Genomic DNA, 14,758 nt, shown 5'->3' with positions numbered 1-14,758 from the left:
TCGAGGTCGGTAGCGTGTGTGGCGGCGCTCAGGCCGGCGAGGCGGCATGCCGCCGCGTGGAAAGCAGCGCGCGCAGTTTGGCGGGCGCGACCGGCTTGGTGAGCAGCATCACTCCGCCATGGCGCAGACGCTGCAGCACTTCGGGCCCGGTGGCGCCGGACACGAGCACGGCGAGCGCGTCGGGCTGCAGGCGCTTGGCGGCGGTGATCACGTCCATGCCGTCGTCGGCGCCGGCCAGTTGCAAGTCGCACAGCACCGCGTCGAAGCGCTGGTCACCGGTGCCCAGCCGCGCAATGGCCTCGGCGCCGGTGGCGATGCATTCGACCTCGCACCCCCATTGCTCCAGCAGCGCGCGGCTGCCGTCGAGGATCACGGGGTCGTCGTCGACCACCATGCAGTGCAGGCCGGCGAGCGGTGTGAGTGCGCGCGGCGCGGCTGCCGGCGCGGTGGCTTCAGCCGCCTGGGCGGCGGGCAGGGTGAGCGCAAAGGTGCTGCCCGCCTGCAGCGCCGAGCGCACCGTGATGCGGGTGCCGAGCAGCGCGGCGATGCGCGCGCAGATGGCAAGGCCCAGCCCGAAGCCGCGACGCCGGTCGCGCTCGGTATTGGCCACCTGGTAGAACTCTTCGAAGATCCGGCCCTGGTGAATGGGCGCAATGCCCACGCCGTTGTCGCGCACTTCGATGCGCACGTTGTCGCTGTCGGCCCGGCTGCGCCGCGCGGCCACCAGCACCGTGCCGCCGGCGGGCGCATGGCGCAGCGCGTTGGCCACCAGGTTGCCCACGATGCGCTGCAGCAGCGCCGCATCGCTGCGCACCGCAAGCCCGCGGTCGCTCCAGCGCAGGCGCACGCGGGTCTCGGCCGCGGTGGGGGCGTGCTGCGCATCGAGCTGGTCGAACAGCGCGGCCAGGGGCACCTTGGTGATCGCCGGCGTCAGCACCTGGGCGTCGAGCCGCGAGATTTCGAGCAGGTCGTCGAGCAGCACGCCCATGAACTCGGTGCTCTCCTGCAGGCGCAGCACGGCCGGGCGCTGCGCCTCGGTGGCGCTTGGCAGCAGGCCATCGATGAAAAGCCCCATGGCATGCAGCGGCTGCCGCAGGTCGTGGCTGGCCGCGGCCAGGAACCGTGCGCGCGACAGCGCCGCCTGCTCGGCTTCGGCCATGCGCTGCAGCGCCACCGCCGTGGCTTCGCGCACGCGCTCCTCGCTGACCTGTCGGTTGCGCTGCAGCCGCTCGGCCAGGCGATCGATGTCGTGCGCGAGCACGGCCAGCTCGTGCGTGTGGCCCTTGCCGGACGATGCCGCGGAAACACTCCGCGGCTCGCCTTCGACCACGTCGCAGCGCGCTTCGAAGTGCCCGGCCTCCAATGCCGCCACCGTGCGCGACACGCGCCGCAGCGGCCGAGCCACCGTGCGCGCCATGTGGCGCACCGAGGCCCATGCCGCGAGCAGCGCCACCATCGCAATGCCGATGCCCGCCATGAGCGAGCGGCTGCGCTCGCGCGCGTAGGCCGTGGTGTCCCTGAAGGTCTGCACCAGGCCGATAGGCGTTTCGCCCGCCGCGGTGGAGCCCGCGGGCGCGAAGGCACTGGCGCGCGAAGCCTCGCGCAGCGTGACGGGCGAGGTGAACATGCGCAGCTGCGCAAGCGCCGATGCCTTGGGGCCGGCGGTGACGAACACGCCCGCGCTGTTGCTGATCTCGACTCGCATGACCTGTCCGCCGCGCAGCGCCGCGTTGGCCACGTTCTGCAGCGCGGGCAGGTCGCCGGCATAGAGGCTCAGGTCCGACATGGCGGCCACCTGGCGCGCCACGGCCTGGCCTTCGGCATCGAAAGCCGCTTCGAGCGTTTGCAGGCGGTTGTGCGTGAACCAGCCGGTGAGCGCCAGCGCCACCGCGGCGCACGGCACCACGCCAAGGCGGAACAGGTCGCGCTGCAGGTTGCCCCGCACCACCAGCGTGGGCGTGGACAGGGGCTGCGGCTGCGCCGGCGAATCGGCGTGCGAGCCTTCGGGCGTCGTCCCCTTGTCGCTCATCGCGTGACGGTGAGCCGCTCGGTCAGTTCCCGCTCCTCCGGCAAGCGCAGTCCGAGTCCGCGCGCCACGGTCACGTTGACGCGCACGGTGGCGGGCGTGGCCGATTCCACCAGCGGGCCGGCGCCGGCACTTGCCAGCTTCTGGCCGAGCAGCCGCGCCTGCCGCGCGAGCTGCGCCGGCGTGGAGACCGCCGCCGCAAGCCCGCCGGAACGCACCAGCCCTTCACTGGCGCCGAACACCGGCAAGCCCGCTCCGGCGCCCGCGCGCAACACCGAGAGCGTGGCGGCCTGGCTGTCGCCGATCAGGTCGGGCAGCACCATCAGCGCGTCGCTGCGGGGCACCACCGAATGCAGCGCCGCGGCCAGCGACTTGGCGTCGGGCGCGTATTCCACCTGCACGTCCCACGGCGGGTTCGCGCCCTGCGCCGCGCGCTGCAGCTCACGCACCAGCGGTTCCGATTCAGGCGTGGCGACCACGCCGATGCGGTACTTGTTCGGCAGCACCGCACCCACCAGCGCAAGCTGGTCGCCCATGGCGGGGTCGCGCAGCAGCACGCCCACGCGCCTGTCGCCGCGGCGCAAGGCCGGGCTGCTGGCGCGCAGGGTCTCGTAGTCGAGCCGGCTCAGCATCGCGAGCACCAGCGGCTGCTGGCCGGGCTGCTCGAGCGCCGCGCGCGCGGCCGGCACGCCGACCGCCAGGGTCATGCCGGCGTCCGCCGGCGCCGTGCGGAGCCCGCGCGTTCGCACGCCGGCATTGGCGGCCCGGTCAGGCTCGGCGGCGGCTGCTTCCAGGGCTTGCGAGGTGTCCGCGCCGCCCTGCGGAAGCCGCACCAGGTCGAAGCGGCCGCCGGGCTCCTGGCCCGCGCGAAGATGCTGCACGAACTCCGAGTGCGCCGCGAGGTCGTCGCCCATCAGCACCGTGAGACCGGTGGCCGATGCGGCGGCGGCCAGCTGCACCATGCCGCAGGCCAGCGCGGCGCGAGCGCCGCAGCGCAGCCGTTTCCGGAAGAGCAAGATGAAAGGGTTCACGACAACAAACATGGACTGCTTCCGCAGCAAGACAGAGCAGTACCCAATGTAAGGAAGCCCCCTGCTTGGCGCGATAAGGCGGAGGGCTTATGTCGGCACCCGCCAGCGCTTGCAGGCGTGATGAAGTGCACAGCGCGGCGGCTGCTTGGCCTATGTCCGATGGACTAGGGCCTGCGGGACCCTAGGCTTCGGCGTTGAGCAGCGCCGCCGCGCGCTGGGCCTGGATGGCCTGGCGCAGCACCCGTGGAGAAACCGGCTTGTAGAGCACCGCGATGCCGGCGCTGGCCACTTCGCGCAGGCGGTCGGGCTTGGTTTCTCCCGTGACCAGCAGGCGTGCCGTGCCGGGCCCGATGCCGCGCGGATGGCGTTCGAGCGCCGCGATCACGTCCAGCCCGTTGTCGCCGCCCTGCAGGAGCAGATCGCTCACCACCACGTCCGGCGGCCGCTCCCACGCGTCGGCCAGCGCGAGTGCTTCGGCGCGGGTCTGCGCCGCCTGCACCTCGGCGCCCCAGTTGGTGAGCACCACCGACAGGCCTTCGAGAATGGTGCGCTCGTCGTCGATCACCAGGATGCGCAACTGTTCGAAGCTGGGTTCCTCCTCGACGGCGCTGGGAGCCGGCGCCACGTCCAGCGCGGGCAATGCGGCCGGCGCCGATCGCACCAGCACCCGCACACAGGTGCCCTTGTTCGGCCGCGAAGTCAGCTCGACGCGGGTGTTGAGCAGCTCCGTCAGGCGCTGCACCGTGGCAAGCCCCAGGCCCATGCCGCGCTGGCCGCGCGGCGCCTGGCGGCCGGTGGCCTCGACCTGGTAGAACTCCTCGAACACGCGCGCCTGGTGCTGCACGGCAATGCCCACGCCGGTGTCGACCACGTCGATGCGAACGCCCTTGCCGCGCCGCCGGGCGCCGATCAGCACGCCGCCTTCGATGGTGTGGCGCAGCGAGTTCGACACCAGGTTGTTGAGAATGCGCGAGAGCATCACGTAGTCGCAGCGCACCCAGAGGTCGGTCTTGCGCGCCACCAGCCGGAGGCCCTGCTGCTCGGCCACGGGACGGAAGTTGCGGCTGATTTCATCGAACAGCTGGTCGAGCGGAAAGTCAGCCCACTGCGGCTGCAGCACGCCGGCATCGAGCTGCGAGAGATTGAGCAGCTCCGAGAACAGCCGGTCGAGCGAATCGACGCACTCGCGAATGTGGCCGATGCGCTGCAGGCGCACGGGGTCGGTCTCGCCGTTGGCCAGGCCGTCGGAGAACAGCGTGAGCGCGTGCAGCGGCTGGCGCAGGTCGTGGCTGGCGGCGGCCAGCAGGCGCGTCTTGGCCTGGCTCGCGACTTCGAGCTGCTGGTTCTTGCGCGCGAGTTCGGCCGTGGCCTCGCTGATGCGGCTTTGCAGCAAGCGGTGGCTTTCGGCCAGTGCGCGCGCCGCCTGGTTGAAGCCGTGCTGCAGGTGCCGCACTTCGGAGGTGCCTTCGATGGTCACGCTCGCGGCCTCGCCGGCGCCCAGGCGGTCGACCGCCTTGCCCAGCGCGCGGATCGGCTCGCTGATGCGCCGCGCGGCCCACCAGCCCGCCAGCCCCACGCCCACCAGGCTGGTTGCGAGCACCAGCACCACGTTGAGCCACACCGAGCGCCGCGCGTCCTGCACGGCGTCCAGGCTCATCTCGACCATGACCTTGCCGCTGTGCTTGCCGTCCTCGCTCACGATCGGCACCACCACCTGCAGGCCCTCGCCCCGGGCGCGGTCGACGGTTTCGGAGTTGGCGACGATCTCGCCGTCGTCCGACCAGATCTGCACCTGCTGCACGTGCGGCTGGTAGGTGCCCGACTGGGCCGTGCGCTGGAGAATGCGGCGGTCCATGCGCACCAGCGGAGCTTGCGCCGCGGTGGCAACCTGCAGCGCCACCGTTTGCGCATTGGCGCGCATCAGCTCGGTGAGGTTGTCCAGGTGCTGGCGCGTCAGAACGGCAATGGCCGCCAGCGTGGCGGCGGTTGCCGGCACCAGCGCCAGCAGGATCAGCTGCTGGGCGAAGGTGAGGCGCGCAAGCCCCCGGACGACGCGGAAGTTCCAGTTCATGGGGGCATTGGGCGCATGAAGATCGAGCTTACGGGCGCTGGTTACGGTGCGAAAGATGGGAAAAACATCACAAAAACGACTTGTATTTGATATCTAATCGTGTCCGCGTTTGTCCATGTTAGACCCGCTGACCCGCAGCGGCTCATGTTCCGTGCCCAAAAATGCAGGCCTCCCCCAGCTGCGTCCGGAAGGCTTCCGGCGCCATTGACGCCTTTCGTGCCCCGCACCGCAGCCCGCGGTTCAGGCGTGCTGCCGCCGTGGCGGTGCGCCGCGGCGCACTTGCCTTGGCGCTGCTCGCCGGCCTGCCCTTGGTGGCCGCCTCGCAGCCCGCGCTGCAGCCCGATGCACCGGTGCGCTTCGGCATCCTGCCGCTCGGCGGTGCTTTCGAATCGCGCAGCGACTGGGACCCCCTGCTGGCCGAACTGAGCCGGGCCATCTCCCGGCCGGTGAGCGTGCTCTCGGTCAATTCGTATGAAGCGCTGGAGCAGGCCATCCGCCGCGACGAGGTCGACATGGCGTTCCTGTCCGGAAAGATGGCGCTCGACGCCGTGACGCAGCGCCGCATGAAAGTGGTGGCGCAGGTGGTGCGGCACGATGGCCTGGCGGGTTACCGCGCCCTGCTGCTCACCCGCAAGACGCCGCCGTTCAACACGAAGAAGAGCCTGCTCGGCGAGCCGGAGCGCTGGCGCCTTGCGCGCGGCGAGCGGCAGTCGGTCTCCGGCTTCATCGTGCCGCAGCTGCAGTTCTTCTTGCCCAACCACATCGCGATGGAAACCCGTTTCCTGAGCGAGATCGTCGGCACCCACCAGGCGACCGCTCTGGCCGTGGCCAACAACGAAGCCGATGTGGCCACCAACAACACGGCCGATTTCGAACGCTTCAAGCAGCGCTTTCCGGCCGAGGCGCAGCGGCTGCAGGTGCTGTGGGAATCGGAGCTCATTCCGCATGCGCAGATCGTTGTGCGGCGTGAATACCCGCCGGAGCTGCGCAGCAGCGTGCAGGCCTTCCTGGTCGGCTACGGCCGCGCCAAGGGGCCCAAGGGCGATGCGGAGCGGGCCGTGCTCAAGTCGCTGCACGACCTGGCCGGCTTCGTGGCGGCGGACAACAGCTCGCTGCAGCCGGCCGCCAAGCTCGCCTATCAGCTGGCCAGGCAGAACGCCATGACCGCGCAATGGGTCAACGACGAGGCGCGGCAGGCGCGGCTGAAGCGCATCGAAAGCGGCTATGCGGAGCAGGTCACCGTCCTTCGGGACCTGTCGCCCTGACATGCGTGTTCGCGCGCTGCCTCGCGCTGTCGGGTGGCTTGCCGCCATGGCAATGCCGCTCATGCTGGTTGTTGCCGCGCTCTTGCTGGCGCCGGGCGGCGCCGGTGCCACCGAAAAAGCGGCCGCTCCCACCAAGCCCGTGCGCTTTGGCGTGCTGCCGCTGGGGGGCGCGGTCGAGTCGCGTGCGTTGTGGATGCCGCTGCTGGCCGACATGAGCCAGGCCATCGGCGTGCCGGTGACTGCTTACTCCGTGGCGTCGTACGAAGAGCTCGACCGCGCCATCAAGCGCGATGAAGTCGACATGGCGTTTCTTTCGGCCAAGATCGCGCTCGAAGCCGTGATGCAGCGGCGCATGAAGGTGGTGGCGCAAATCGCCCGCCGGCCCGGCATGCCCACCCACCGCGCGGTGCTGCTCACGCGAAAGACCGGCGTGCCCAACACGCTGGAAGCGGTGCTCACCGAACCCGAACGCTGGCGGCTCGCGCGCGGCGACAGCCGCTCGGTGACCGGCTTCCTCATACCGCAGAGCCAGCTTTTCCTGCCGCGCAACATCCAGATGGAAACCCAGTTCCGCGGCGAGTTCGTCGGCAACCACCAAGCCACCGCGCTCGCAGTGGCCAACGGCGATGCCGACGTGGCCACCAACAACACCACCGACTTCGAGCGCTTCAGGGAGCAGTTTCCCGTCGAGGCCGCGCGGCTGCATGTGGTGTGGGAGTCCGACCCGCCGCCCGGCGCGCAGATGGTGGTGCGGCGCGACTACCCACCCGCGTTCCAGGCCAAGCTGCAGGCTTTCCTGATCGGCTACGGCCAAGGCAAGGGCCCGCGCGCCGATGCCGAGCGCGAGGTGCTCAAGACGCTGCGCGCTGCCTACGGCTATGCCCCGGCTGACGACAGCGCACTGCTGCCCGAGGCGGCGCTTGAATACCAGTTGGGCAAGCAGAACGCGATGGCGGCTGCATGGGTGAACGATGCGGCGCGCGAGCAAAGGCTGCGGCGCATCGAGCAGGCGTACAAGGAACAGGTCGAGACGTTGCGTGCGGCGTCTGCGGCCGCACGTTGAACGAGGCGTGCTGGCGCCCGCCTAGTCCCTTCGCCGTAGCTCCAAATCCCTCCGCCTAGGCCGTTAGGCGGATTTGCCGCCGGCCTTGCGCGCCGGAAACTCCGTGCTTCTTTCGGGCAGCCCTTGCCTTTGACGGAGTGCGGATGAGTTGGCGAACAAAAGTGGTCTGGAGCGAGGGGATGCTGCTGCAGCCCCAGCACCTGCAGCAGAGCGAGCGTCATGGCGACCATGCGCGGCATGTGCTTTTGCGTTCGACCACGCCCTATGCCTGGGGTTTCGCGGAGATCGAGATCGACCAGGCCGCGCTCACACTGGGCAAGCTCGCACTGGTGCGCGCGGTGGGCATCTTCGGCGACGGCACGGTGTTCGACATGCCGGCGGTCGATCCACTGCCCGAGCCCATCGACATTCCGCCAACCATGCGCGACGAGGCCGTGATGCTGGCGCTGCCCGTGCGCCGTGCCGGTGCCCGCGAGGCCGACGCTGAAGAATACGAAGAGCTGGTGCGCCACCGCGTGCTCGAGTCTGAAGTGCCCGACTCCAACACCGCCGGCGAGCGCACCGCCATGCTGCAACTAGGCCAGCTTCATACACGCCTGATGCGCGCCAGCGAGGCGACCGATGCATGGACCACGCTGGGCGTGGCCCGCGTGGTCGAGCGCCGCGTCGACAACCAGGTGCAGCTCGACCGCGCCATGCTGCCGCCGCTGCTCGACGTGGCGGGCCATGCGGTGATCCGCTCGTGGCTCGACGAATTGCTGGGTCTTTTGCGCCAACGCGGCGAGGCGCTGGCCGGCCGCATGACGCAGGGCGGCACGGGCGGGGTGGCCGAGATTGCCGATTTCATGCTGCTGCAGACAGTCAATCGCAACGAAGCCGTCTTCGCGCATCTGGCCAAGAGCGCCATGCTGCACCCGCAGCATTTCTTCGAGCATGCGCTCGGGCTGGCCGGCGACCTGGCGAGTTTTCGCGATTCGCGTCGCGTCACACGCTTCGGGCCCTATATCCACGACGACCTGGCGCTGAGCTTCCGACCGGTAATGGACGACCTGCGGCGCAGCCTCTCGATGGTGCTGGAGCAGTCGGCCATCCGCATCGAGCTGCACGACCGCAAGCACGGCGTGCGCGTGGCGGTGGTCACCGATGTGGAGCTGCAGCGCAAGGCGACCTTCGTGCTCGCGGTGAATGCCAACATGCCGAGCGAGGCGCTGCGCGCGCGCTTTCCCACGCAGGTCAAGATCGGCCCGGTCGAGCGCATCCGCGACCTGGTCAACCTGGCGCTGCCGGGCGTCACGCTCACGCCCATGCCGGTCGCGCCGCGCCAGATTCCCTTTCATACCGGCGCCAATTACTTCGAGCTCGAAACGCGCAACAGCGACCTGTGGCGCCAGCTGGAGCAATCGGGCGGCATCGCGATGCACATCGCGGGCGACTTTCCCGGCCTCGACCTCGCCTTCTGGGCCATTCGTTCCTAGCCGCATCGGGCTGACGGAAACGGAACACCATCATGACCACACCAGACCCCTTCGCCGCTTTCGAGTCGGAGCGCACGGTCATCAAGCCCAAGCCGCGCACGCCGGCCGGCACGCCGCCGCCACCCGCGGCTGCGCCCGCGCCGTTCTTCGGCGGTGCCGATCCGACACCCGCCGCGGATGTAGGCGAGATCGGGCTGCTCAACCCGCTGGTCTCCGCGGCGGGCAAGCTGCTGGTGCTGATCGGCAAGCTGCGCAACCTGGTGCAGCCGCCCAACGTGCCGGCCCTGCGAGCCTCCACCGCGGACGCGGTGAACCAGTTCGACGCCGCCGCACGCCGCGCCGGTGTGAGCAACGAATCGGTTCTGGCCGCGCGTTATGTGCTGTGCACGGCGCTCGACGAAGCCGTGGCCAACACCCCCTGGGGCGTGCAGGCGGGCTGGAACAAGCAGAGCCTGCTGGTGCAGTTCCATAACGAGACCTGGGGCGGCGAAAAAGTGTTCCAGCTGCTCGCCAAGCTCGCGCAGGACGTGCCCACGCACCGCCAGCTGCTGGAGCTGATCTACAGCGTGCTCGCGCTGGGCTTCGAAGGCCGTTACCGCGTGGTCGACAACGGCCGCGCGCAACTCGATTCGGTGCGGCAGCGGCTGGCCGATCTCATCGCCAAGGACCGCCCGCCGCTCGAGGCCGAGCTTTCTCCGCATTGGCGCGGGCAGGGCGCAGGCACGGTGCGGCTGCGTGAATCGCTGCCGCTGTGGGTGTTTGCGGCGGGCTTTGCGCTGCTGCTCGCGCTGGCCTGGTTCGGCCTGCGGCTCACGCTCAACTACCGCTCCGACACCACCTATGCCGCCGTGTCGGGCCTGCGCGTGCCCAACATACAGATTGCGCCGCCCGCCGTGCCGGCCAAGTCGCCGCGGCTTGCGCGCTTTCTGGAGCCCGAGATCAAGCAAGGACTGGTGACAGTGACCGACGAGGCCGACCGCAGCGTGGTGCGCCTGCGCGGCGACTCCTTCTTCGGCTCCGGCAGCGCCGAGCCCATGGCCGCATCGCTGCCGGTGCTGCGCCGCATCGGCCAGGCACTGGCCGAGGTGAAGGGCGAGGTGCTGATTACCGGCCACTCCGACAACCAGCCGATCCGCTCGCTGCGCTATCCGTCCAACTGGCACCTGTCGGCCGCGCGCGCCGATGCGGTGAAGGGCGCGCTCACCACGCTGGTGGAGCCGGCGCGCATGCGCTCCGACGGCAAGGCCGACGCCGAGCCCGTGGCCGCCAACGACACGCCCGCCAACCGCGCGCGCAACCGGCGTGTCGACATCGTGCTGTTGTCCGAGCCCGACCGGGTGGCTTCGGCGGGAGTGACGAAATGATCAAGAAAATCTTCGGCTTCCTGTTCAGCCCGCTGCTGCTGACCCTACTGGCGCTGGTCATCGTCGCGCTGCTGATCTGGTGGATCGGCCCCATGGTGAAGATCGGCGCGCTGGCGCCGCTCGAAAGCGAACTCGTCCGTGCACTGCTGATCGGCGCCATCGTGCTCATCGTGGTGCTGCGCGCACTCTACCGCCGCTGGCGCGCGCGCCGTGCGAGCCAACACCTGACCGACGGCCTCATGAAGGCGCCGTCCGCGAAGACGGACGCGCCGGTCAACGGCGAACAGAAGATCCTCGATACGCGCTTCAGCGAAGCCGTGGCCACGCTCAAGCAGATGCGCCTGCATGCGGCCGGCAAGAAGCCCGGCTGGCGAGATTGGCTCTCCATCTCCGGCGGCAGCTATCTGTACGACCTGCCGTGGTACGTGTTCATCGGCGCGCCCGGCGCGGGCAAGACCACGGCGCTGGTCAACTCCGGCCTTTCGTTCCCGCTGGCCGAGAAGTTCGGCCCCGGCGCCATCCGCGGCGTGGGCGGCACGCGCAACTGCGACTGGTGGTTCACCGACGAAGCCGTGCTCATCGACACCGCCGGCCGCTACACCACGCAAGACAGCCACCAGTCGGAAGACAAGAGCGCATGGGAAGGCTTTTTGGGCCTGCTCAAGAAGGCGCGCCCGCGCCGGCCGCTCAACGGCGTGTTCCTCACGGTGAGCGTGGCCGACCTGCTGAGCCAGGGCCCCGAGCAGCGCACGCAGCTGGCCGCTTCCATTCGCGCGCGGCTGCTCGAGCTGGATGCGAAGCTCACCACGCGGCTGCCGGTGTACGTGCTCGTCACCAAGAGCGACTTGCTCTACGGCTTTACCGACTACTTCGACGACCTTGGCAAGGAGCAGCGCGCGCAGGTGTTCGGCTTTACGCTGCCGGCCGACGAGAATGTGCAAGCCGACGAGAAGGGCCTTTCCACCGCCTTCAACCGCGAGTTCGCGCTGCTGCACAACCGCGTGAACGATGGGCTCATTGCGCGCATGCAGCGCGAGACCGATGGCACGCGGCGCGCGGCGATCTTCGGCTTTCCGGCGCAGTTCGGCTCCATCGGCTCGATGCTTTCCGACTTGCTCGACCAGGTGTTCACCGGCTCGCGCTTTGCGCAGCCGCCGTGGGTGCGCGGCGTCTATTTCACCAGCGGCACGCAAGAGGGCAGCCCAATCGACCGCGTGATGGGCAGCCTTGCCCGCAGCTTCGGCCTGGAGCGCGCCATGCTCGCGCCGCAGAAGTCGAGCGGCCGCAGCTACTTTCTCACCGCGCTGCTGCGCGAAGTGGTGTTTCCGGAGCAGCGCCTGGCCGGCGCCAACGTGAAGCTGGAACGCCGGCGCCACACGCTGCGCATGGCCGGCGTTGCGGCCATGACGCTGGTGACGCTCGCGCTGCTGGCTAGCTGGGGCTACAGCACGCTGCAGAACGTCAACTACCTGAAGTCGGTCGAGGCGCGTGTCGAGCCCGCGCGCCAGACCCTTGCGGCGCTGCCTTCGCGGGTGCAGAACCTGGTCGAGGTAGCGCCCGTGCTGCAGGGCCTGCGCGACATCTGGAAGACGCCCGATAACCGCCAGGGCGACGAGCCGCTGTCGATGACGCTGGGCCTCTACCAGGGCGACAAGCTCGATGCGGCCGCCATGCTCACGCACCAGCGCGCGCTCAACGATGCCTTCCTGCCGCAGATCGCCAAGCGCATCGAGGACCAGCTGCGCACCGCGCAGAAGGACAACCTGGAGTACACGTACGAGGCGCTCAAGAGCTACCTCATGCTCTACCAGCCCGAGCATTTCGATGCCGAGGCGCTCAAGGCGTGGATCACGCTCGACTGGGCGCGCAGCCTGGACCGCGGCATTCCCGAAGACCAGCGCCAGGCGCTCGAAGACCAGCTCGACGTGCTCATTGCCCAGGGCCCGCCGCGCTCGCCGCTCAAGATGGACGAGAACCTGGTGCGCAGCGTGCGCGCGGTGCTTGCGAGCTACCCGCTGGAGCAGCGCGTGTTCAGCCGCCTCAAGCGCCAGCGCGCCACCAAGGACATTCCGGGCTTCAGCATCGCCACCGCCGCCGGCCCCTCGGCGCCGCTGGTGTTCGAGCGCATCAGCGGCAAGCCGCTGACCGAAGGCGTGCCGGGCATGTTCACCTACGACGGCTATCACAAGCGCTTCCAGAACGAGGTGACGGTGCTCACCGGCTTGCTCGCGCAGGAAGACCCGTGGGTGCTGGGGCAAGACCGCAGCGCCACCGACCGCATGCGAGACGTGGCCGCGCTCGGCGCGCTGACCGACCGCGTGCGCCGGCTGTACTTGGCGGAATACGTCAAGGTGTGGGAGACGCTCCTGGCCGACGTGCGGCTGATTCGCGCCACCGGGCTCGAGAAGAACATCGAGGCCGCGCGCATTCTTTCGGGCGTAGGTTCGCCGCTTGCCAACTTCTTGCGCGCGGTGGTGAAGGAAACCACGCTCATTCCCGCCGACCAGCCCAAGGACGTGGTGAGCAAGGCAACCGCCACGGTTGCCAACACGCGCAAGGGCCTCGAAGACCTCTTCGGCGGCGACCCGAACAAGCCGGTGGCCAGCGGCAAGCGCATCGAAAGCATTGTGGACGACCGCTTCGAGCCGCTGCGCCGGCTTGTCACGCCCGTTGCGCCCAACCAGCCCGCACCCATCGACGAGGCGCTCAAGCTCTTCAACGAGGTGTACGTGTACCTCAACGCCGTCGACACGGCCGTGAAAGGCCGCACCTCGCCGCCGCCCGGCGACGTGGCCGGCAAGCTCAAGTCGGACGCCGGGCGCCTGCCCGAGCCGGTGCGCACCATGGTCGAGAACCTGAGCCAGTCGGGCGCCGCGCAGGCGCAGGTGGCCGAGCGCGGCAACCTGAGCCAGGACCTGCGCCCCGTGACCGAGTTCTGCAACCGCGCCATTGCGGGCCGCTACCCCTTCGTGGGCAGCAGCAAGCGCGACGTGCTGCCCGAAGACTTCGGCCAGATGTTCGGTGCCGGCGGCCTGATGGACGACTTCTTCCAGAAGCGGCTGGCCGCCTTGGTCGACACCAGCACCAAGCCGTGGCGCTACAAGCCGGTGGCCGAGCGCGGCGCTGTCACCACGCAGGCGCTGGCGCAGTTCGAGCGCGCCGCACGCATCAAGGACATCTTCTTCCGCGGCGGCGGCCGCGGCCCTTCGATGCGGCTGGACTTCAAGCCGGTGGAGATGGACGCGGGCATCACGCAATTCATTCTCGACGTGGACGGCCAGCTCGTGAAATACGCGCACGGCCCCGTGGTGCCCATGGCCGTGCAATGGCCGGGCCCCAAGGGCAGCAACCAGGTGCGCATTCAGGTGAGCCCGCCTTCGACCACCGGCAGTTCAGGCTCCGCGGTCGATGGGCCGTGGGCGCTGTTCCGCGCGCTCGACGACGGCCAGCTCGAAGCCGGCGATGCGCCCGAGAAGTTCTTCATCACCTTCCAGGTCGGCCCGCGCAAGACGCGCTTCGAGGTAACGACGAACAGCGTGCAGCACCCGATCCGCTTGAAGGAACTGCGTGAGTTTTCTTGTCCGGAGGGGTTGTGAGCGACGCTGTTGCCTTTCCTTCTGCTTCGGCTGCATTGCCCGGATGGTTCGGCAAGTTGCCGGGCATGGGGGACTTTGCGCACCGGCGACTGCCCGAGTCGTTTCGCTCTGAATGGGACCACTGGCTGCAGCGAGGGCTGGCGCGGTTGAAGGACCGGCATACGGACTGGATGGCGCATTACCTGCAGGCGCCCGTGTGGTGTTTTGCGCTGGGGCCGGGCGTGGCGGGCGAGGGCGCCTGGATCGGCGTGATGATGCCTTCGGTCGATGGGGTGGGGCGGTACTTTCCGATCACGCTGGCGGTCGAGATCGATGCTTCTGTTGGCGATGCGCTGCAGGGGGATGCGCTGCGGGGTGTGCTGCTGTGGTGGGAGCGGGGGACGCAGGCGGCGCTGGAGGGGCTTGAGGGGGATATGGACGCGCTGGGGTTCGATGCTTTGCTTGAGCGGTTGTTTGTTGCTGAAGGTGGGGAGGTGAGGGAGGGGGCGGTGGAGTCGCTGGCTTTGCCTGGGGCGGGGAGGTCCTTGTGGCTGGACGATCCTGCTGCTTCCGCTGACGCCGGGGTGATGGTTGCTGGCTTGCCTTTGGATGGGGAGTTCGAGGCTTTGTTTGTGGGGGAGGGGGAATGAACTCCTTGCTTCGTTTTGTTGTCCGAGGCCGGGTCTCGCCCCGGCGGGCGACTCACTTTCTTTGCTTCGCCAAAGAACGTAAGCAAAGAAAGGCGACCCCTACTGTCTGCGTCCCCTGCGCTGCGCTGCGGGGAAACCTGCGGTGCTCGACTCCGGCGGGGGTCCGCAGAACTCGCTTCGCTCAAACAGCTGCGGCCCTGATCCCGCCTCCATCTGCGCTCCTCGGCGCATACAGAAG

At 69.3% G+C, this 14,758-nt stretch carries 9 protein-coding genes; 6 read left to right on the top strand and 3 right to left on the bottom strand.

The genetic code is table 11. From position 1 onward, the window contains the following. Positions 1-28 precede the first annotated feature (28 nt). From V9L20_RS09725 to V9L20_RS09715, 3 genes are all read right to left on the bottom strand, one after another. Positions 29-2,029: an ATP-binding response regulator gene (locus tag V9L20_RS09725; RefSeq protein ID WP_337296432.1), complete on the bottom strand. Its 2,001-nt coding sequence runs from the start codon at positions 2,027-2,029 to the stop codon at positions 29-31. Then, a complete protein-coding gene (locus tag V9L20_RS09720; RefSeq protein WP_337296431.1) occupies positions 2,026-3,069 on the bottom strand; it encodes an ABC transporter substrate-binding protein in 1,044 nt (347 codons plus the stop codon). Before V9L20_RS09720 ends, V9L20_RS09725 begins: the two co-directional genes overlap by 4 nt. A gap of 169 nt (positions 3,070-3,238) precedes the next feature. Beyond that, the gene (locus V9L20_RS09715) at positions 3,239-5,128 is read right to left on the bottom strand and encodes an ATP-binding response regulator (protein WP_258503772.1); all 1,890 of its coding nucleotides are present in this window, start codon (positions 5,126-5,128) and stop codon (positions 3,239-3,241) included. Positions 5,129-5,385: 257 nt separating this feature from the next. On the opposite strand from V9L20_RS09715, the gene phnD reads away from it, so the two are divergent. The 6 genes from phnD (at position 5,386) to tagF (ending at position 14,520) form a co-directional block, all read left to right on the top strand. Next, positions 5,386-6,393 carry a phosphate/phosphite/phosphonate ABC transporter substrate-binding protein gene (gene phnD / locus V9L20_RS09710; protein WP_258503774.1) on the top strand — a complete coding sequence of 336 codons (1,008 nt, stop codon included), beginning with the start codon at positions 5,386-5,388 and terminating at the stop codon, positions 6,391-6,393. Between the two features lie 46 nt (positions 6,394-6,439). Further along, on the top strand, positions 6,440-7,456 hold the full coding sequence (locus V9L20_RS09705) for a phosphate/phosphite/phosphonate ABC transporter substrate-binding protein (protein ID WP_443098561.1): 1,017 nt from the start codon (positions 6,440-6,442) through the stop codon (positions 7,454-7,456). Positions 7,457-7,599: 143 nt separating this feature from the next. Continuing rightward, the gene (gene tssK, locus V9L20_RS09700; protein WP_337296430.1) at positions 7,600-8,931 is read left to right on the top strand and encodes a type VI secretion system baseplate subunit TssK; all 1,332 of its coding nucleotides are present in this window, start codon (positions 7,600-7,602) and stop codon (positions 8,929-8,931) included. A 32-nt stretch (positions 8,932-8,963) separates the two neighbouring features. Continuing rightward, a complete protein-coding gene (locus V9L20_RS09695; RefSeq protein WP_337296429.1) occupies positions 8,964-10,295 on the top strand; it encodes a DotU family type VI secretion system protein in 1,332 nt (443 codons plus the stop codon). After that, positions 10,292-13,891, top strand: a complete 3,600-nt coding sequence (gene tssM, locus V9L20_RS09690; protein WP_337296428.1) for a type VI secretion system membrane subunit TssM — start codon at positions 10,292-10,294, stop codon at positions 13,889-13,891. Before V9L20_RS09695 ends, tssM begins: the two co-directional genes overlap by 4 nt. Next, positions 13,888-14,520 (top strand): type VI secretion system-associated protein TagF, encoded by a 633-nt coding sequence (gene tagF / locus V9L20_RS09685; RefSeq protein ID WP_337296427.1) that lies wholly within the window; start codon positions 13,888-13,890, stop codon positions 14,518-14,520. The genes tssM and tagF overlap by 4 nt, the downstream gene beginning before the upstream one ends. Positions 14,521-14,758: the final 238 nt, after the last annotated feature.

Origin of the sequence: Variovorax sp. CCNWLW225, assembly GCF_037204045.1 — a bacterium.
In the GTDB taxonomy this organism is placed as follows: Bacteria; Pseudomonadota; Gammaproteobacteria; order Burkholderiales; family Burkholderiaceae_C; genus Variovorax.
This window is presented reverse-complemented; position numbering and strand designations above follow the sequence as displayed.